At 69.5% G+C, this 19199-nt stretch carries 14 protein-coding genes; 8 read left to right on the top strand and 6 right to left on the bottom strand.

Annotation, left to right across the window (positions count from 1 at the left end; translation table 11 throughout):
- Positions 1 to 101: 101 nt before the first annotated feature.
- The gene (locus ACIBCN_RS08640) at positions 102 to 2318 is read left to right on the top strand and encodes an acyl-CoA dehydrogenase family protein (RefSeq protein WP_396990870.1); all 2217 of its coding nucleotides are present in this window, start codon (positions 102 to 104) and stop codon (positions 2316 to 2318) included.
- 6 nt (positions 2319 to 2324) lie between these two features.
- Here the strand turns inward: ACIBCN_RS08640 and ACIBCN_RS08635 are convergent, their stop codons facing one another.
- The 3 genes from ACIBCN_RS08635 to ACIBCN_RS08625 form a co-directional block, all read right to left on the bottom strand.
- Complete coding sequence (locus ACIBCN_RS08635; RefSeq protein ID WP_396990869.1) at positions 2325 to 2912, bottom strand: TetR/AcrR family transcriptional regulator; 588 nt, start codon at positions 2910 to 2912, stop codon at positions 2325 to 2327.
- Positions 2913 to 2981: 69 nt separating this feature from the next.
- Positions 2982 to 3977 carry a zinc-binding dehydrogenase gene (locus tag ACIBCN_RS08630; protein WP_396990868.1) on the bottom strand — a complete coding sequence of 332 codons (996 nt, stop codon included), beginning with the start codon at positions 3975 to 3977 and terminating at the stop codon, positions 2982 to 2984.
- A 51-nt stretch (positions 3978 to 4028) separates the two neighbouring features.
- Entirely contained in the window at positions 4029 to 4709 is a 681-nt protein-coding gene (locus ACIBCN_RS08625) for a TetR/AcrR family transcriptional regulator (protein ID WP_396990867.1), read from the bottom strand.
- Between the two features lie 92 nt (positions 4710 to 4801).
- Here ACIBCN_RS08625 and ACIBCN_RS08620 point away from each other — a divergent pair, with 92 nt between their 5' ends.
- From ACIBCN_RS08620 to ACIBCN_RS08600, 5 genes are all read left to right on the top strand, one after another.
- On the top strand, positions 4802 to 6346 hold the full coding sequence (locus ACIBCN_RS08620) for an MFS transporter (RefSeq protein ID WP_396990866.1): 1545 nt from the start codon (positions 4802 to 4804) through the stop codon (positions 6344 to 6346).
- A 52-nt stretch (positions 6347 to 6398) separates the two neighbouring features.
- Entirely contained in the window at positions 6399 to 7292 is an 894-nt protein-coding gene (locus ACIBCN_RS08615; RefSeq protein WP_396990865.1) for an SDR family NAD(P)-dependent oxidoreductase, read from the top strand.
- A 179-nt stretch (positions 7293 to 7471) separates the two neighbouring features.
- Complete coding sequence (locus ACIBCN_RS08610; RefSeq protein ID WP_396991169.1) at positions 7472 to 8104, top strand: urease accessory protein UreF; 633 nt, start codon at positions 7472 to 7474, stop codon at positions 8102 to 8104.
- A 24-nt stretch (positions 8105 to 8128) separates the two neighbouring features.
- A complete protein-coding gene (ureG, locus tag ACIBCN_RS08605) occupies positions 8129 to 8848 on the top strand; it encodes an urease accessory protein UreG (protein WP_396990864.1) in 720 nt (239 codons plus the stop codon).
- Positions 8838 to 9494, top strand: coding sequence for an urease accessory protein UreD (locus tag ACIBCN_RS08600; RefSeq protein ID WP_396990863.1), 657 nt, complete (start codon positions 8838 to 8840; stop codon positions 9492 to 9494). The genes ureG and ACIBCN_RS08600 overlap by 11 nt, the downstream gene beginning before the upstream one ends.
- A 240-nt stretch (positions 9495 to 9734) precedes the next feature.
- On the opposite strand, the gene ACIBCN_RS08595 is transcribed toward ACIBCN_RS08600, so the two are convergent.
- Together ACIBCN_RS08595 and ACIBCN_RS08590 are read right to left on the bottom strand one after the other, a co-directional pair.
- On the bottom strand, positions 9735 to 10454 hold the full coding sequence (locus tag ACIBCN_RS08595) for a hypothetical protein (RefSeq protein ID WP_396990862.1): 720 nt from the start codon (positions 10452 to 10454) through the stop codon (positions 9735 to 9737).
- Positions 10455 to 10824: 370 nt separating this feature from the next.
- Positions 10825 to 12315 (bottom strand): NAD(P)/FAD-dependent oxidoreductase, encoded by a 1491-nt coding sequence (locus ACIBCN_RS08590; protein ID WP_396990861.1) that lies wholly within the window; start codon positions 12313 to 12315, stop codon positions 10825 to 10827.
- A 233-nt stretch (positions 12316 to 12548) separates the two neighbouring features.
- Here ACIBCN_RS08590 and ACIBCN_RS08585 point away from each other — a divergent pair, with 233 nt between their 5' ends.
- Positions 12549 to 14060, top strand: a complete 1512-nt coding sequence (locus ACIBCN_RS08585; protein WP_396990860.1) for a cytochrome P450 — start codon at positions 12549 to 12551, stop codon at positions 14058 to 14060.
- 23 nt (positions 14061 to 14083) lie between these two features.
- Here ACIBCN_RS08585 and ACIBCN_RS08580 read toward each other — a convergent pair whose 3' ends face one another.
- Positions 14084 to 14929: a tat pathway signal sequence gene (locus ACIBCN_RS08580; protein ID WP_396990859.1), complete on the bottom strand. Its 846-nt coding sequence runs from the start codon at positions 14927 to 14929 to the stop codon at positions 14084 to 14086.
- 654 nt (positions 14930 to 15583) lie between these two features.
- Between ACIBCN_RS08580 and recC the strand changes: the two genes are divergently transcribed.
- Positions 15584 to 18976 carry an exodeoxyribonuclease V subunit gamma gene (gene recC, locus ACIBCN_RS08575; protein WP_396990858.1) on the top strand — a complete coding sequence of 1131 codons (3393 nt, stop codon included), beginning with the start codon at positions 15584 to 15586 and terminating at the stop codon, positions 18974 to 18976.
- The last annotated feature ends 223 nt before the right edge of the window (positions 18977 to 19199 follow it).

Raw genomic sequence — 19199 nt, 5'->3', positions numbered from 1 at the left:
CTATTTCGTCTCGATTCGGCGGCCGGCCAGCGGCGCGCCGGGTCTTTTCGACCGCTTCGTATCGTGCGCGCGGTCATCGATACCAGCGAGGAGATCGACCGATGTCTCTGGCCCTCGACGCCGACCAGCACGCGCTCGCCGCGTCCGTGGCGGCCTTCGCGCAGCGGCACGCTCCGCTCTCGGCGACCCGAGCCCAGCTCGACGAGGAAGGCGCGCACGAACGGTTGTGGCAACGGATGGTGGCAGCGGGCCTGCATGTCATGCATCTGCCCGAGCGATTCGGCGGCGACGCGTGCGGCCTGGCGATGCTGGCCGTGGTGGTCGAGCAATTCGGCAAGGCACTGGTCCCCGGTCCCTATCTGCCGACCGTGCTGGCCGGATCGGTGGCAGCGGCCGCCGATGCGGGCGACGAGCTGCTTGCGGCGTTCGCCGCGGGCGCGACCGGCGCGCTCGGTGCCGGTGGCACGCTGACCGCGCACCAGCGTCCCGACGGGTGGGTGGTGACCGGGCTCTCGGACCCGGCGGTGGGCCTACCCGGTGCGGCGATGATTGTTGTGGCGGCCCAACGGCCGGGCCGGGCCGAGCCGCTCTGGTTCTGGCTCGACGCCGCGAGCCTCGACGGCCCGACCGGGGGCGTCATCGCGGCGGACGCGGTCGATCTGACCAGGCCGGTGGGCCGACTGCGGCTCACCCAGCACCCGATCGCCGCGAACTCCGTCCTGACCGGCATCACCCCGGCCGTCGCCGACCTGATCGGCATCAGCCTGCTAGCCGCCGAAGCCAGCGGCATCGCGGCCTGGTGCCTCGACACGGCGGTCGACTACATTCGCACCCGCACCCAATTCGGCCGGGCCATCGGCGCATTCCAGGCTGTGCAACACCGTGCCGCGCTGATGCTGGTCCGCGCGGAGGTGATCAAGGCCGCCGCCTGGGATGTCGCCCGCGCCGCGGGACAGTCGGTGCGGCAACGTCAGCTGGCCACGGCGCACGCCGCCGTGACCGCGCTCCCCGCGGTGGTGGATCAGGCGCTGGAGTGCGTCGGCCTGCTCGGCGCGATCGGCTTCAGCTGGGAACACGACGCCCATCTTTACTGGCGACGTGCGATCAGCCTCGCCGCGCTCGCCGGGGCGGAGGACACCTGGACGGCTCGACTGGGCCAGATCGCCCTACTGACCGAGCGGGACTTCTCCTTCATCGATGCCGACACGCTGCCGGAGCTACGCGCGCGCGTCGGCGCCGTGCTCGACGACGTACTTCGCATTCCGGACGACGAGCAACCTTCCTCGGGCTGGGCACCGGCCCGCGGCGGCGCGCGCCGCGCGCGACTGGCCGACGCGGGCCTGGTGGCGCCGCACTATCCCGCGCCGTTCGGACTCGACGCCGGACCCACCGAACAGGCCGTCGTCGACGCCGAGTTCCGTTGCCGCGGACTCACCCCACCCAGAATGGGCATCGGCGAATGGGTGCTGCCCACGCTGCTCGCGCACGGCACCGCGGCGCAACACGATCGATTCGTCATCCCCACATTGCGCGGCCGCATCGTCTGGTGCCAGCTGTTCTCCGAACCGGCCGCGGGCTCGGACCTCGCCGGACTCACCACTCGTGCCGTCCGGGTCGACGGCGGATGGCGGCTTACTGGACAGAAGGTCTGGAACACCCAGGCGGCTGCGGCCGACTGGGGTGTCTGTCTTGCCCGCACCGCTCCGGATGCGCCCAAACATGCTGGGCTGACCTACTTTCTGCTGCCCATGCGCGCACCCGGTGTCGAGGTGCGCCGGGTGCGTCAGGCCACCGGGGTCTGGGAGTTCCACGAGGTCTTCCTGGACCAGGCGTTCGTGCCGGACGACTGTGTCGTCGCCGAGCCAGGCGACGGTTGGCGGTTGGCGGTCGGCACGCTGTCGCACGAGCGATCCGCCATGGGCAACGCGGATTTCGGGCACGGCTCGGCGGCGCTGGTGCGCGGGTTGATCGAGCGCGGTGACCATGCCTGCACCCGCGACGCCGCGGTGCGGACATTGGGCAGAAACACCGCGCGGGAATGCGCGGTGGCCGCGCTCAACCTCCGAGACGCGCTGGGCCGCATCAGCGGTGGCGATGCCGCGGCGATCGCCAGTGTGCGAAAGGTGTTTCATGCCATCGCTCAGCGCGACGGGGCACGGGACATGCTCGGTCTGCTCGGCCCGCTCGGTAGTCTCGGCGGCGCCGAGATGCCTTATGCCGAGGACTATCTCGGCGTCCCCGCGGTGTTGATCGGCGGTGGCACGATCGAGATCCAGCTGAATGTGATCGCGCAGCGGGTGCTCGGCCTGCCGCGCTAGGCGGGTTCAGCGTCGGCCGTGCATGGCCATCACATACAGCGCGTCCGCGAGCGTGTCGGCGAAGCCGTCGTGATCGTCCCCGCCGCGCACCAGGGCATGAAAAGTGGTTGTGCCGGAGAGGATTTCGAACAGCACCTCGGGATCGGCGAGTGGGCCCGGCCCGGAATCGACCGCGCGGGCGAGCATGTCGGCGAACGCCTGGCGGACCGGCGCCCCGATCGCGAGCAGTCGCCTGCGCGCCTCCTCGGTCTGCGAATCGGCCAGCAGGCCCGGCACTCCGGAGCGGGCCGCCGGGCTGGCCGCGCGGGCCAGGAAGATCCGTACCCAGGTGCGCAGGTCCGCCCTCAGATCGCCGGTCGGTTCGGGCAGTTGGTGCGCGCCGGGACCGTGCACCGCCTCCTCCAGCAACGCCTCCCGGCTCGGCCATCGCCGGTAGATGGCCGGCGCGTTCACCCCGGCCCGACGTGCGATGGCCACGACGGTGGTCTGCTGGTAGCCCACCTCGGCGAGCAGTCGGCGCGCGGCGACCAGTACGGCGAGGTCCTTGTCGGCGTCGCGGGGCCGACCCGGGCGTTGGCGCGCTTGCGAGCTCATCTGTGCATGGTAAGACGCCGCCGGGCCGTGGCTCAGCGGCGTCTTACCAAGTGGCCGGCGGTCCGGGCGCTAGGGAATCAGCACGACCTTGCCGGTGGTCGCCCGAGTCTCCAGGGCGTGCTGCGCGGCGGCGGCTTCGGCGAGTGAAAACCTCTGTACCGCAGGGCGCAACCGACCGGCGGCCGCCTCGGCCAGGGCGCGATCTTCGAGGACGCGAACGTCGCCACCGGCGCGCTGGAGCATCGGCGGGCCGAGAACGAATTCGGAGGTGATGCCGCGCGCGGCCAACTCTTCAGCCGAGAGCGTCGGGGCGGCAGCGTCTTTCGGGTTTTGCCCGGACGCACCGAACACCAGGTGCTGCCCACCCTTGCCGAGCAGATCGACGGCGGCGCGAGCGGTCTCGCCGCCGACCGAGTCGAAGAGGACGGTCGCGCGCCGATCCGCGAGGAAATCGCCGACCTGTGCTGGCCAGTCGGGGAGTAGGTAGTCGACGGCGAGATCGGCGCCATTGCGCTGCACCAGTTCGACTTTCGCGGGCCCACCGGCAAGCCCGAGCACGGTCGCTCCGGCGTTCTTCGCGTATTGCACCAGCAGCGTGCCGATTCCGCCCGCCGCGGCCGTCACGATCGCGACACTGCCGGGGCCGAGCTCGGTGAACTGCAGAATGCCCATGGTCGTGCGTCCGGTGCCGATCATGGCCACCGCTTCGGCCGGTTCGAGGTTCGCCGGAATCTCGTGCAGCCGAGCGACTTCGGTCACGGCGAGCTCGGCATAACCGCCGGGCACCATGCCCAGATGTGCGACCACTCGCTTGCCGACCCACGCCGGGTCGACCTCGGCGCCGACCGCATCGATTGTTCCGGCGACCTCGCGACCGGGCACCGTCGGCAGTTCGGGAACCGGATACGGTCCGGGCAATCCCTTGCGCAACGCCGTGTCGATGAGATGAACACCGGCCGCCGCCACGGTGATTCGCACCTGGCCCGCCCCCGGCGTCGGATCGGGAAGGGTCTCGTAGCGCAGATTGTCGGCCGGGCCGAAGGCATGAAGGCGAATCGCGTGCACGGTGGCTCCTGTTCGTGATGGTCGCCATCACCGTGCAACATCAAGCTAGGTTCAGGTCAAGTCGGCCCGCTGCCGCGCCTTGGCCTCGAAGCCGTCGCAGAGCGCGGAAAGCCCGGCGTACAGCAGATCCTCCTGGGATAGGTCATTGATCCCGCTGCCCTCCAGGTCGGCGAGTGCGGCGGGCACCGGAAATTGTGATCTTCCTTTCAGCATGGTGCGCAGGCCGTTGTCGCCCTCGGGGTTCATCCCCTTGCGTGCCATGAGCGAGGCGCTGATGTGCGGCAGGGTCGCGCCGGAGATGTGGTTCCACACGGTGAACGCCATGGTGGTCGCCTCGCGGGTGGAGACATTGAGCTCGGCGAACCCCTCGACCATCCACGCCAGGCAGGCCAGGCTCATCGGCCCGAAGCTGTAACGCGGCGTGGCGAAGGTGAGCAGGACCCACGGATGTTGCTGGTAGAGCGCCCAATCGATCTCGGCGGCGATACGGACCCGATCGCGCCAGGTCCACTGCTGTCCCTCGGCCGACGGGTAGGGATTGCGCCGCGCCACCTCGTCGGTCATCTCCGCGAGGAGTTCGTCCTTGTTCGCGACGTGCCGATACAGCGACATGGCGCCGACGCCCATCTTGTCGGCGATCCGCCGCATGGACAGTGCGTCGAGGCCCTCTTCGTCGGCAAGCGTTATCGCGGTGTCGATGATGGCGGCTCGGTTGAGCTTGAGCTCAGACATCCCATGACTCACTTTCACTTCCGGGGGAGGTTGCGTACACTGTACTCCAACTCGTGCGTACGCCGTACGCGAGATGGAGAGGAAAACTCAGGATGACAGACGTTGAGGCCGGGGGGCGGCAGCCGGCGGAGCCGGCGGGGAGGGTGAGCACAGTGCGGCCCGCTGAGTCGGCGCCCGCTGCCGGCTCGCGCCGTGCCTGGCTCGGCCTTGCGGTATTGCTGCTTCCGGTGCTGCTGGTGTCGATGGACATCTCGGTGCTGTTCCTGGCGATGCCGACCCTCACCGTCGACCTCGACCCGTCGGCCGCCCAGCAGCTGTGGATCCTCGACATCTACGGCTTCCTGATCGCGGGCCTGCTGATCACTATGGGCAACCTCGGCGACCGGATCGGGCGGCGCAATATCCTGCTCGTCGGGGCCACCATCTTCGGCATCGCCTCGATCCTGGCCGCCTTCGCGCCGAGCGCCGCGGTGCTCATCATCGCGCGGGCGCTGATGGGTGTCGGCGGCGCGACCCTGCTGCCGTCCAGCCTCGCCCTGATCTCCACCCTGTTCCCCGACGCGCGCGAACGGGCCGCCGCCATCGGCGTGTGGACCGCGTTCTTCGCGGGCGGCTCGGCCGTCGGCCCGATCATCGGCGGCATGCTGCTGCACCAATTCTGGTGGGGCTCGGTCTTTCTCATCAACATCCCGGTGCTGCTGATCCTGCTCGCCTTCGGGCCGTTCGTGCTGCCCGAACACCGCGCGGGCGTGCGCGGACCGCTGGACCTGCCGAGCGTCGCGCTGTCCATCGGCGGCATCCTGCCACTCGTGTACGGCATCAAGCACGCCGCGGCCGACGGGGTCGACGCCCAGGCGATCATCATCTCGCTGCTCGGCGTGGTGATCCTGACCGTCTTCGTGCGCAGGCAACGCCACCTGGACGAACCGCTGCTCGACCTGCGGCTGTTCTCCCGGGCCGGATTCTCGGTGGCCATCGGATCGAGCCTCGTCGGCATGATGTCCCTGGCGGCGATGAGCTACCTCACCAGCATCTACCTGCAGTCGGTCACCGGCCGCGATCCGCTCGCCGCGGCCTTGTTCGGTATTCCGATGGCGGTCGCCGTGTTCGTCTGCTCGATGAGTGGTGCCAGGTTCGGTCGCCGGTTCGGCACGCGCAACACCTTCGTGTTCGCGCTGACCGCCTCGGCGGCGGGCAATCTCATGCTGCTCGGCGTCGGCGTGCACGGTGGGCTCTGGTGGTACCTGGTCGGCTCCACCATCGCCGGCATCGGTTACGGCCTCGCCTTCACGCTGGTGTCGGACGTCTCGGTGTCCTCGGTACCCCCGGAACGCGCGGGCTCGGCCGTCGGCATCTCGGAGACCAGCTTCGAGCTCGGCAACGCGCTGGGCCTCGCCCTGCTTGGATCGCTTGCCGCATTGATCTTCCGGTCCGGCGGCGACTACGCCGCGACGCTGGGTGAGACCATCCAGAAGGCCGGCGACAACCCCGCGCTGATCGAGTCCGCCCGCGAATCCTTCGTCTCCGGAATGCATATCGCGACCGCCGTCGGCGCCACGGTGCTGATCGCGATGGCGATGATCGCGCGCTTCGCCTCGCCCGCCCGCGTCCCGGTCAGCACCGGCGCCGGGCATTAGTACCGCGAGATACCACGGGTGAAATTGGCGCGTTGCTAATAGAGTCGGGATCGTGAACGAAACCCCGGCGCAGCGCAACGGGCGGCCGATCGCCGAGCGAGTGGCGACGCGACTGCTGTATCCGAAGTCTCGCCCGCGCGACGAGGCGCTGCGCGCGGCCGTCGGCGGCAAGATCGTGCTGATCACCGGCGCGTCACACGGCATAGGCAAGGCCAGCGCGCGCAAGCTCGGCGCGGCAGGCGCCATCGTGCTGCTTGTCGCCCGCTCCGCCGACGACCTGCACCAGGTCGCCGCGGAGATCGAGGCCGACGGCGGCACCGCGCACGTCTATCCCACCGACCTCACCGACATGGACGCCGTCGAACAACTCGGCCGTCAACTGCTGGCGGAGCACGGCCACCTGGACGTGGTGATCAACAACGCGGGCAAGTCGATTCGCCGCTCGATCAGCAAGTCCTACGACCGCTTCCACGACTTCACCCGCACCATCGACATCAACTACCTCGGCCCGGTGCGTCTCTTGCTCACACTGCTGCCAGACATGCGCGAACGCAAACAAGGCCACATCGTCAACATCTCCACCTGGGCCATCCTCGTGCCACCCGCCCCCCAGTGGGCCGCCTACGGTGCGTCGAAGTCCGCCTTCGACGTCTGGCTGCGCAGCGTCGCCGCCGAAGCGGCCAGCGACGGCATCACCACCACCGCCATCTATATGCCACTCGTCCACACCAGAATGAGCGCCCCCACCGACTTCAGCCGCGTCCCAGGCCTGACCGTCGACGAAGCCGCAGACCTCGTCTGCCACGCCGTAACCGCCAGACCCCGCGAGATCGCCCCCTGGTGGTCCGCCCCCGTCCAAGCCTGGACCAACCTCACCCGCAACCAAGTCCAGCGTTTCTTCGAGCGCATGCCCCGCCGCCTGCCCGGAAGTTCACGCCGGACGTAGACGCGCAGCGTGTTCTCCGTCATCGAGGCGAGTCAGGTGGTCGCCAGTTGATCTTCAACAGCGACCATACGACTCACCTCGATGGGTGAGGACTCGTGCTCGGTGCGGCGGGGCGGCCACCGGGACACGCCGCCGCAACACGCCGGGCATAGGATCCCTCGGTGGGTGAAATCGGGTCGGTGAGTTTGGCGACGCTGCTGGCGTTGGCGGATTCGCGGTTGCCGATCGGTGGGCACGTGCATTCCGGTGGGGTCGAGGAGGCGATCGCGTCCGGTCTCGTCCGTGACGTCGTGACGGTAGAGCTATACCTGCGCCGCCGGATCAGCACCTCAGGGCTGGTCGCGGGCTCGTTGGCCGCGGCGGTCTGCGCGGGCGCGCTCGAACCGGCACGTGCCGAAGCCGAAGCGGACGCGCGGACACCGTCGCCTGCCGCACGGACCGCCTCGCGCGCACAGGGGCGCGGTCTGCTGCGGCTGGCGAAACAGCTGTGGGCGCAAGAAGATTGGTCCGCGCTCGGCACGCGTCCACACCTGTCGACGGTGTTCGGCATGGTCGGCGCGGCCTGCCTGGTGACCCCGAGGGAGATCGCGGGCGTGGTCGTCTACACGACCCTGACCGGCACGGCTACCGCCGCCCAGCGCCTGCTCGCCCTCGACCCCGCCGCCATCGCGGGCTGCACCGTCCGCCTCGCCGACCTGTGCGACCGCACCGCCGCCGCGGCGGCCGACGGCCTCGCCTGCCTGTCCGACCCGTTGCAGGACGTCCTCGCGCAACGTCACCTGCACCGCGACATGCCACTGTTCGCCAGCTGACCCCGGAAGAAGGAGATCGCCACCATGCCACCGCATCTGATCGACGGTGAACCGCACGACCACACCCACGATCGGCCGAAACGCGCACGCACACCCGGTGAGGCGCTGCGCATCGGCATCGGCGGTCCGGTCGGCTCCGGCAAGACCGCGCTGGTGGCCGCGCTGTGCCGGCAACTGCGCGAAGAACTTTCGCTCGCCGTGCTGACCAACGATATCTACACCACCGAGGACGCGGACTTCCTGCGCAGGCACGCGGTGCTGCCGGACGAGCGGATCACCGCGGTGCAGACCGGCGGCTGCCCGCACACCGCCATTCGCGACGACATCACCGCGAACCTGGACGCCATCGACGACCTGGTCGCCGCGAACCCGCCGCTGGATCTGATCCTGGTCGAATCCGGCGGCGACAACCTCACCGCGACCTTCTCCTCCGGGCTGATCGACGTGCAGATCTTCGTGGTCGACGTGGCCGGTGGCGACAAGGTGCCGCGCAAAGGCGGTCCCGGCGTGACCTTTTCGGACCTGCTCGTGGTCAACAAGACCGACCTCGCCCCGCTCGTCGGCGCGGACCTCGGCGTGATGGAGCGCGACGCGGCCAAGGTGCGCGAGGGCCGCCCGACCGCGCTGATCTCGCTCACCGACGACCCGGCCGCCACCCCGGTGCTGGCCTGGGTGCGCGAGCAGCTGCGCGCCATCGCCGAGCAGGATCGGCGGGCCGACACCGAATCCGCTGTTGCGCACTGAGGTTCGGATTGTCGCGAGCACCGCGACGGTGCCGGAGATCCACGCGAGCGGCGGGCTCTCGGCCCGCCGCACCGGCCCGCACACCGTGCACCTGATCGGTACCGCCGCGACGCCGCTCGGCGGGGACGAACTCGACATCCGCATCGTGGTCGGTCCCGGCGCGCGGCTCGTCGTGCGGTCGGTCGCGGCCACCATCGCGCTGCCGAGCGCGGCGACGCCGGCGTCCTTGGCGCACTGGCGTTTTCAGGTCGACAGCGGGGGAGACCTCGACTTCGATCCGGAGCCGACGATCGTGGCAGGCGGCGCACAGCACCACACCATCTCCACGATCCTGCTCGCGCCGGACGCTCGCCTGCGGTTGCGGGAACGCGTGCAGATCGGACGTTCCGGCGAGGACAACGGCGCTTGGCGCGGCGACCTGATCGCCGATCTCGGCGATATCCCCTTGCTGCGACACCGTTTAGAGCTGGGGGCGGGCACTGCCGCGGATGACTCGCTCGCGGCACCGCGAGCGCTGGAAAGCGAACTGCGTTACCCGGACGACCGGCCGGTGGAAACCGCGGGCCTCGCCGAGACGCGCCTGCCACTGGCAGCGGGCGGGACTTTGCTCACCCGAACGAGCTCAGTCCTCGTCCCTGCTCGTTGACCTAGGCGGCAGCTCCGGTTCACCCGGCGCCTCCCGATGATTGCTGACATGTTGCGCTGATCTTGACACTACGACGACTCGCCGAAAGCGACTCGCCGAATCAGAAACGCGCGTGGGTGTCTGTCATCACCCGGAGGTGTATCCCGCCCAGAACGGGAGAAAAGACAAAGGGTGGGAACCCGACAATGTCGTCGGGCTCCCACCCTTGTTCGATCCGCACGTCCTAGCCGCTGGTAATGATCAGTCGCCGACGACCCGCGAGGGGGCGTTGAAGGCGTTCACCGCGCCGACGGCCGCACCGGCCGCCGCACCGATCGCCGCGGCGGGCACGGTGATCACGGCCGCCCCGAAGGTCGCACCGAGCATGGGACCGGCGACGATGCCGACCGGCACGAACGGAAGCCCGACCACCAGGCCCACCGCGCCGCCGACGAGCGCGGAGGTCGCCGCGAACGGGGCACCCGACGCCGCACCGGCCAGCGCGCCCATCGCGGCCGTGCCGACGGTCTGCCCGGCGATCCGGTCGGACCTGCTGCGTTCCATGCCGACCGAGTCGAGGAAGGTCGCCAGGTTGGCCTCGGCGATGGCCGAGTTGTCATTGATCTGGATGGCCTGCTCGGAGTCGATCCAGTCCGGCGCGTCCACCTGCACGTCGCCGAAGCGGAACTTGCCGGGCGGCGGCGCGATCGGCGGCACCGGTGCCACCGGGAAGGGCGCGTGCAGCACGCCGACCGGTGCCAGGTACTTCTTCTCCGGCAGCGGCCGCGACCACTGCAGCGAGCTCTTGGTGTTGTCCGGGATGTTGAGTCCCTCGTACGGCATGGCGTTCGGTGGCTCGGCCGCCGGCCACTGGGCCGGATGGTCGGGCTGTGCCGCCGCGTTGGGTTGTGCAGGCTCGGCATTGGCGGTGCCGGTGCCGACCAGTGCGAGGACCAGCGGTACCGCACCTGCCGCGACCATCGAGCCCACCTTTTGCCGCTGCGGGTTGGGGGCTCTGTGCTTGCCTGTGCCCATAGGTAGATCGCCTTTCGTCAGGTCAGAAGAGATGTCACTTTCGACGTCCCACATTCGGATCTGCTCGGCGCCTGGATGGGTGCATTTCCGGCCGATATGGCGGCCGCGGTATTGCCGCTGAATAGCTACGTGTGGGTTGCGAATGCCACCGGCGATCGGCATTTCAGACATCCGGGCACACATCGACCGAACCCGACCCGACGGTCTCCGCACCGACTCGAGTCGACGCGGAGACCACACTGACGACCGAAGGCGACCTTCGGCTGTCAGGACAGCTGGAAGGTCGCCTTCGGTGGGATCGGGCGGTACGTGGGTGTCAGCTCACCCGGCCCTCGACGGCCGCCTTGGCCTTCTCGGCGAGCTTGCCGTTCGCCGGGGGCGCACCGAGCGCGGCCGCGAGCTCGTCGGCCTCTTCTTCATCGGAATTGACCTGCTCGAGCGCGAGCCGCGCGAACACCCACTGCTCGGTGGCCGCCATCTGCCCGCGACTGCGCCCGAGGAACGTGACGAACCACTGGATGACGGTGACGATCCGGCTGCGGTAGCCGATCAGGTAGTACAGATGCAGCGCCAGCCAAGCCAGCCAGGCGATGAACCCGCTGAACTCCAGCTTGCCGACCTGGCACACGGCGTTGAACCGCGAGACGGTCGCCATGCTGCCCTTGTTGAAGTACTTGAACGGCTTACGGTCTTGCGGCGCTTGACCATTCAGCCCCGCCTTGATCGCCTTGGCCGCGTAGGTGGCGCCCTGGATCGCACCCTGCGCCTGACCGGGTACGTCCGGCACGGACATCAGGTCGCCGACGACGAAGACGTTCGGATGTCCCTTGATGGTGAGGTCCGGCTCGACGATGACGCGCCCGGCCCGGTCCACCTCGGTGCCGTCGGAGCGCTCGGCCAGCATCTTGCCCAGCGGGCTGGCCTGCACCCCGGCCGACCACACCTTGCAGGAGGATTCGATGCGGCGGACGGTGCCGTCGGAGTCCTTGACCGTAACGCCGAGGGCGTCGATATCGGTGACCATGGCGTTGAGCTGGATCTCGACGCCCATCTTCTCCAGCCGCTTCTTGGCCTTGAGCCCGAGCTTCGGTCCCATCGGCCCGAGCACCGCGCCCGCACCCTCGAGCAGCACCACCCGGGCGTCGCGCGGATCGATATTGTGGAACGTGCCTTCGAGCGTGCGATCGGCGAGTTCGGCGATCTGCCCGGCCAATTCGACTCCGGTGGGCCCGGCGCCGACCACCACGAAGGTGAGCAGGCGGTCCCGCATCTCCTGGCTGGTGGCCAGCTCCGCACCCTCGAACGAGCCGAGAATGCGGCCGCGTAGTTCGAGCGCGTCGTCGATGGTCTTCATGCCAGGGGCATAGGTGGCGAACTGGTTGTTGCCGAAATACGACTGCTGCGCGCCGGTGGCCACGATCAGGCTGTCGAACGGGGTGACCGTGTTCGAGTTGAGCAGCCGCGAGGTGACCGTCTTCGCTTCGAGGTCGATGTCGATGACATCGCCGAGCAGCACCTGCGCGTTCTTCTGCTTACGCAGCACCAGCCGGGTGGCCGGCGCGATCTCGCCGACCGAGAGGATGCCGGTGGCAACCTGGTAGAGCAGCGGCTGGAACAGGTGCGATGTGGTCTTGGAAATCACCGTGACGTCGACGTCCGCGCGCTTGAGGTGCTTGGTGCCGAACAGGCCGCCGAAGCCGGAGCCGATCACCACCACCTGGTGACGACGGTTCTCGACGGACTGAGTGCGCCCACCCGTCGCCCGGCCACCATCGCCCACCGAATCGCTACGCGATGCTGTGCTCATCGTCCTGACTCCTCGACAGACCTGGGGGTTTATCCCCCGCGAACGGTTGTTGTCAGGTCCTAACCGTAGTCGGCTCCCGCTCGCCCGTCGCCACGACATCCGTGTTCCGGGTGTGTTGGGGCGCGATGCGTACGTCGCGCCGGGTCACCATTGGTCTACTTCGTTGCGGCGAACCGACCTAACGAAGGTGCCGAACAGAATACGATTAACACTGTCGTTCAGGGAGGTTCGCAATGGTCGCCGGGGACCGTGCAGTCGGCCGAAAGCCCAGCGTGCGCGGGAAACCCGACGAGTTACCCGGCTCCGAGAACGCCGCGCTGATCGACATTCCGCACGACCGCCTACTCGACCGGGCGCTCAGCCGGCTTCCCGAGCGGCATCAGGTCCTCGCGACGCCGCCGCAGGGCAGCGAAACCACCGCGGTCCACGGCGACGCCGGGCTGCCATACCTGGGCCGGGCGTTGCAGTACATGCGCTGGGGCCCCGCCGAGATGGTCGGCCGCTATCGCAAATACGGACCGGTCTCGGTGAACACCTCGCTCGGCGTCGACCGGGTGCTCGTCGCCGGACCCGAGGCACTCGACGAGGTACTCGGCCGCCGCCGCCGCGATTTCGGCCAGGGCTGGGACTACTTCATCGGCCCGTTCTTCCGGCGCGGACTGCTGCTGCTCGAATTCGAGGAGCACAAATTCCACCGCCGGATCATGCAGCAGGCCTTCACCAGGGACCGCCTGGAAGCCCACCTCGCCGCGCTGACCCCGGTCGTGCGCAAGAGCATCGAACGCTGGATTCCGCAGGGCGGCAACGCCGAACGGACGGTGCTGCTGTATCCGACGCTCAAGGAGCTGACCCTCGACATCGCGGGCGAGACGTTCATGGGCGTCGATGTCGGCGCGCAACGCCGTGAGCTGATCGACGCGTTCGTCGACTGCACGCACGCGGGTCTCGCGATCATCCGGCACTCGGTCCCCGGCGGCCACTGGCGATCGGGTCTGCGCGGCCGAAAGGTGTTGCAGGACTACTTCACCGCGATGCTGCCGGAGAAGCGGCGCACCGAATCACCGGACTTCTTCTCCGGCCTGTGCCACGCGCGCAGCGAGGACGGCGGGGTGTTCGGCGACGCGGATGTGGTGAACCACATGATCTTTCTGATCATGGCGGCGCACGACACCACCACGACAACGGCCACCGCGGTCGCCTATTACCTGGGCAAGCACCCGGACTGGCAGGAGCGGGTGCGCGCCGAGGTGCTCGCCCTCGATGCCGAAATCGACGGTGCGGCACCGACTATCGACGATCTGGAGGGGCTGCGCGACTTGGATCTGGTGGTCAAGGAGAGTCTGCGGCTGATGCCGCCGGTGCCTGGGCTGTCGCGTCGCGCGGTGCGCGATACCGAGATCGCGGGCCACTACATTCCGGCGGGCACCCCGGTCGACCTCGCCTACCAGGTCAACCACCTGCTACCCGAATTGTGGACGCGGCCCGAGCTGTTCGATCCCGAACGCTTCGGCGAGGCCCGCCGCGAGGACAGGTCGCATCGCCTGGCCTGGCTGCCGTTCGGCGCGGGCGCGCACAAGTGCATCGGCATGCACTTCGGCACCTTCGAGGTGAAGACGGTCATCGCCGCGCTGGTGCGTGCGTACGCGTGGCAGATTCCGGCGGCGTACCGAATGCCGTGGGGGTACACCTCGATTCCGTTCCCGAGGGACGGAGCGCCGATGGTGCTGCGGCGACGCTCCGCGTGAACTCGGTGGGTGCGTAAGCGGGTTCAGCGACCCGCGAACAACATCTCGGCCACCTTGGTGTCGGTGTCCGAGCCGTCGGTGAAGCCGCCGTCGCCGCCGAGCGCGGTCATGATGGCCAGGGTGTATCGCTCGCCGGGGCCCGCGAACCCGACCGAATTGACCACCCAGCCGCCCTGTTCCTGGGACCAGCCGTTCTTCAGGCCCGGCCGCATCGCCGCGCCCGCGCCCCACACGCCCCAGTGCTGGTTGCTGTCCACCGCGCGCATCCGGTCCACCAGGTAGTTGCGGTCGTCGGGGTGCATGCGGTTGAGCACGTTGTCCATCAACCGGTCCAGGTCGGCGGCGGTGCACTTCTGGAACGACCAGTCCGGGAACAGCGCGGTGTTGGTCGGCTGCGGGTCGAGGGTGGCCATGCCGTTGGCGCGGAACGCGTTGTTGAACGCCATCCGGTCGATACCCGAGTACTTGGTCCACAGGATGTCCGCCGCGCCGTCGTTGGACGTGGCCAGCATCGACTCCATGGTTCCGCGATCTTCCGGCGTCAGGTTGATCGCGCCGACCCTGGCCCGGTTCAGCAGGTCCTCGGCGATGGCCAGCTTGATCGTGGACGCGGTCCAGACCTTGTTCTCCGCGTTGCCATTCGCGTACACGCCACCGGAGACCCGGTCGCGCACAACGTAACCGGTGACGCCGGGACGACCGGTCAGGTACTTGTCGACCGCGGTGATCCGACTGCTCATATCGCAGTCGAAACCGGCCAAGCACCCACTGGTATGCGCGATGGGCACGGCGGCCGCGCTCGGCAGCAGCGTTGGCGCGCTGGGGATGAGGATGGCCGCAGCGGCGAGGACACAGGCGGACGCGGCCACGCGGGGAACGGAACGGGTGGCGGGCGAGGGATGGCGCACGAGGCAACACGATCGCACATCGGCGAGCTAGACGCACGTCTTGAGCTCAGGACCGGCGTGTGCTAGTGCGTGTTGCGCGCTTGCGTCCCAGCGGGTTTCGGCCACCAGCGCCCCGATCAGCGGAACGCGGCCTGCAATTCCTCTACCGTGCGCCCATTGAGGCGATAGCAGTGCTCGAACGCCTCGGTGTGCTGATCGCGCGGCCACGAATGTAGGACAACGGTACGGCCGTAGCCTCGCGAGTTGACGAGCTCCCAACGATCTCCTACGCGGCGGACTGTGAACCCGCCTCGCGGAACCAGGGGAATCACCATCGCAATCATGAACGCGAACCAGCCTTTCGGTGCAGCTCTCTCGTCCTCCCCGGTTCAGCACTGTTGCACATCGGGCGCGCGGATCCGAGCGGACACGGCGTAGGAATGTGTTCTTGTGTGGCTCATTTCACTCCAGTCACACAGGTAACACTTTGAGGTCCGTTCGGACCTGCCGCGGGGTGGTGAAGTCGCTCGGTGGTCGCTGCGCGTATAAACGTGCACGAAGGCCGAGGCGCACCCGAGCAACGAGGGAGCCGCGAACTCCAGCGCCGTCCGACACTCCACCGACCGAGAGGCGCAGATGCCGCTGCACATCCACCGTGCCGAACGCGCCGACCTCTTGGCGGACGGACTGGCCGGTCTGCTGGCCACGCCGCTGCCCGACCCGTTCGCGGCGGAGGTGGTGGCGGTGCCCGCGAAGGGCGTGGAGCGATGGTTGACGCAGCGGTTGTCGTCGGTGCTCGGTGTGTCCGGGGCGGCGGCGTTTTCCGCGTCCTTCGACGCGGCCTCGACCGACGGCGTCGCGGCGAACATTCAATTCCCGTCGCCGTCCGCGCTGGTCGCGACGGCATTGGCGGCGGCGAGTGGTGTTCGCCCGGAAGACGATCCGTGGGCGGTCGAGCGAGTGGTCTGGACGCTGCTCCGGGTGATCGACGCCTCGCTCGGTGAGCCGTGGTGCGCGGTGCTCGCCCGGCATCTCGGCGCGCGGGACCCGGCCGGGCGCGACCATCGGATCGGTCGCCGCTACGCCACCGCCGCCCACCTGGCCTCGCTATTCGACAGTTACGGGGCGCAGCGGCCCGGGCTCATCCTCGAATGGGCCGCGGGTTCCGACACCGACGGCGCGGGGAATCCGGTGCCCGACGATCTGCTGTGGCAGCCGGAACTGTGGCGACGGCTGCGCGCCGAGGTGGGTGCGCCCAGTCCGGCGGAGCGGCTCGACGGCGCGTGCGCGCGGCTGCGAGCCGACGCTGAACTTGTTCCATTTCCGGCGCGGTTTTCGTTGTTCGGCGCGACCAGGATGTCCACCGATCAACTCGCGGTGCTGTCGGCGTTGGCGCAGACCCGCGAGATCCATCTGTGGCTGCCGCACCCGAGCCCGGTGATGTGGACCGAACTGGCCGGGAGCCGCGCGGCCGGTTCGCGCGCCGCGGATCTCAGTGGGAGCGTCGTGCGGCACCCGCTGCTGGCCGGTCTCGCCCGCGATGTCCGGGAACTGCAACAGCGGTTGGTGGCGTCGTCCGACACGCACTATCCGGATGATCTTGTGCCGGAAGGTGATACGACGCTGCTGCGGGCGTTGCAGGCGGGTATCCGCGACGATCGGTGGCCGCCTGCCGCGGTGCGCGCCGGTGACGGCACCGTGCAGGTGCACGCCTGCCACGGACCCGCGCGACAGGTCGAGGTGCTGCGCGAATGCCTGCTCGGGCTGTTCGCCGCGGACGACACGCTGGAGCCGAGGGACGTGCTGGTCATGTGTCCCGAGGTGGAGGCGTACGCGCCGCTGGTGCGCGCGGCCTTCGGGCAGCGGGCGCCGGGAACGATTGAGCTGGCACCGGATTCGAGCCATCCGGCGCATCGCCTGCGGGTCCGGCTGGCCGACCGGGGTCGCGGCATCACCAATCCGCTGCTCGCGGTGATCGGCGTGCTGCTGGAACTGGCCGACGGCCGGGTCACCGTGACGCAGGTGCTCGATCTGGCGGCGGCCGAAACGGTCCGGCGGCGTTGCGGATTCGACGACGACGATATCGAGCGGTTGCGCGAATGGGCCGCCGAGTCCGGCGCGCGGTGGGGGATCGGGCAGCGGCAGCGACAAGCGTTCGGGCTGGCCGACTTCGCGCAGAACACGCTGAACGCCGCAGTGGATCGGATCCTGCTCGGCGTCACCGCGGGGGAGACGTCCGAGGCCGCGGTGGATGGCGGCGCCGCGGGCTGGCTGGATCTCGCGCTGCCGCTGGACGACGTGGACAGCAACGATGTCGATCTGGCCGGCCGGTTCGCCGAATTCATCGACCGGTTGGCCGTGTGCCTGCGCGATCTGCGCGGGCCGCGCCCCGCACACGAATGGGCGACGGTGCTCGGCCGTGCGCTGGATCTGCTGACGGACGTGCCGGATTCGCAGGCGTGGGTGCGCACCGAGGCCCGCCAGGAACTGGCCGCCGCCACCGAGTACGCGGGCGATGTGCCGCTGCGGCTCGCCGACGTCGAGGTGCTGCTGCACTCGCGGCTGGCGGCCGCACCGACCCGCGCCAACTTCCGCACCGGCGAGCTGACCGTGTGCACCCTGGTGCCGATGCGTTCGGTGCCGCATCGGGTGGTGGTGCTGCTCGGCCTCGACGACGACGTGTTCCCGCGCACCAGCGGCGTGGACGGCGACGACGTGCTCGCCCGCAATCCGCTACTCGGCGAACGGGATCCGCGCAGCGAGGACCGGCAGCTGCTACTCGACGCGATCCTCGCGGCCAAGGACAAGCTGCTGGTGTTCCACACCGGTGCCGACCCGGTCACCGGCGCGCACCGGCCGCCGGCCATTCCCGTCGCCGAGTTGCTCGACGCGCTGCGGGCCCACGTCGGCGCGGCAGGCATGGACGCGGTGGTGACCCGACATCCGTTGCAGGCCTTCGATCGTCGCAATTTCCGGGCCGAGCGGCCGTTCAGCTTCGACACCGTCGCGCTCGCCGGTGCGGTGTCCGCCGGGCAACCCCCCGTGCCGCGGCCCGTGTTCCTGCCCGAGCCGCTGCCGACGCCGGAACTCGCGGATGTGGCACTGGCCGACCTGATCTCGTTCGTCGAGCACCCGATCCGCGCATTCCTGTGGCAGCGGCTCGGACTGCGCGTTCCCGAACACGAAGAGGACATCGCCGACCGGCTGCCCATCGAACTCGACGGCCTGGCGAAGTGGGAACTGGGCGAACGCCTGCTGGCCGCCCGGCTGACCGGCGCCGACCCGGCCGGGCTGCGCGCCGCCGAGTGGCGGCGTGGCACGTTGCCGCCCTTCGGATTCGGCGCGGCGGTGCTCGACGAGGTCGAACACACCGTGGACAAGCTGGTCCGCGCGTCGCGGGGCGACTACGAGGGGGCGCCGCGCGCCGTCGACGTCGCGGTGGATCTCGGTAACGGGCGCAGGCTCACCGGGACCGTGCCCGAGGTGCGCGGCGAGACCCTGGTCCGCACCACCTTCTCCCGGCTCGCCCCGAAACACCGGATCGCCGCCTGGGTTTCGCTGCTCGCGCTGGCGGTCACCGAGGATCGCTCCTGGCGCGCGGTCACCACCGGCCGCGGTCAATTCGGCCGTCCCGCATGGCGTTCCGAGATCACCGCGCCGGATATGCCCGCGGCGCGCACGATCCTGCGCGAGCTGGTCGCGCTGCGCGACGCCGGACTGACCGAGCCGCTGCCGATCACTCCCGGTGCCACCGCGGCCTACGCCGAACGTCGCTTCCGCGGTGCCAATGTCGACGAGGCGATCGTCGCCGCCGAACGCGAATTCAACGGCGGTCCGAACGGACCAGGCCCGTTCGGCGACCACACCGACCGCCACCTGCGTTATGTGTGGGGCCCGGCACCCCGCCTCGAACACCTCATGGAGATTCCCGCCCCGCCCGGTGAGCCGGGGGAGACCACCCGGTTCGGTGCGCTGGCCCGACGCATGTGGGTGCCGTTGCTGAGCGCGGAAAGCCAGGGGCAGCCGTGAATCTTGGCGACGGCACGAGTCATGCGTCGCGAATGTCGGAGGCGGATCGGCGTGCGCGGATCTGGGTCCGCCGCGACGAGCTGATCGGAGCGTCGGCCGGCGCGGTGTTGACGTGCCCGGACGGGATCTGGGCTGGCGATTGTGGGTCTGTCCGGCGTGATTCGGAGGCGGTTGCGGCGACCGTCACGCGTGTCGGTGGCACGGAGTCGCGCGTCGGCCCGGC

Source organism: Nocardia sp. NPDC051052 (assembly GCF_044456045.1).
Classification (GTDB): domain Bacteria; phylum Actinomycetota; class Actinomycetes; order Mycobacteriales; family Mycobacteriaceae; genus Nocardia.
Note: the sequence above shows the minus strand (reverse complement) of the source record. Positions and strands in the feature narration are given on the sequence as shown.

Bases quoted from the DNA above. Each gene is read 5' to 3' on its own strand.
- ACIBCN_RS08625 (WP_396990867.1), bottom strand. From the start codon at position 4,709: ATGTCTGAGCTCAAGCTCAACCGAGCCGCCATCATCGACACCGCGATA.
- recC (WP_396990858.1), top strand. From the start codon at position 15,584: ATGCCGCTGCACATCCACCGTGCCGAACGCGCCGACCTCTTGGCGGAC.
- ACIBCN_RS08640 (WP_396990870.1), top strand. From the start codon at position 102: ATGTCTCTGGCCCTCGACGCCGACCAGCACGCGCTCGCCGCGTCCGTG.
- ACIBCN_RS08585 (WP_396990860.1), top strand. From the start codon at position 12,549: ATGGTCGCCGGGGACCGTGCAGTCGGCCGAAAGCCCAGCGTGCGCGGG.
- ACIBCN_RS08595 (WP_396990862.1), bottom strand. From the start codon at position 10,454: ATGGTCGCGGCAGGTGCGGTACCGCTGGTCCTCGCACTGGTCGGCACC.
- ureG (WP_396990864.1), top strand. From the start codon at position 8,129: ATGCCACCGCATCTGATCGACGGTGAACCGCACGACCACACCCACGAT.
- ACIBCN_RS08635 (WP_396990869.1), bottom strand. From the start codon at position 2,912: ATGAGCTCGCAAGCGCGCCAACGCCCGGGTCGGCCCCGCGACGCCGAC.
- ACIBCN_RS08590 (WP_396990861.1), bottom strand. From the start codon at position 12,315: ATGAGCACAGCATCGCGTAGCGATTCGGTGGGCGATGGTGGCCGGGCG.
- ACIBCN_RS08620 (WP_396990866.1), top strand. From the start codon at position 4,802: ATGACAGACGTTGAGGCCGGGGGGCGGCAGCCGGCGGAGCCGGCGGGG.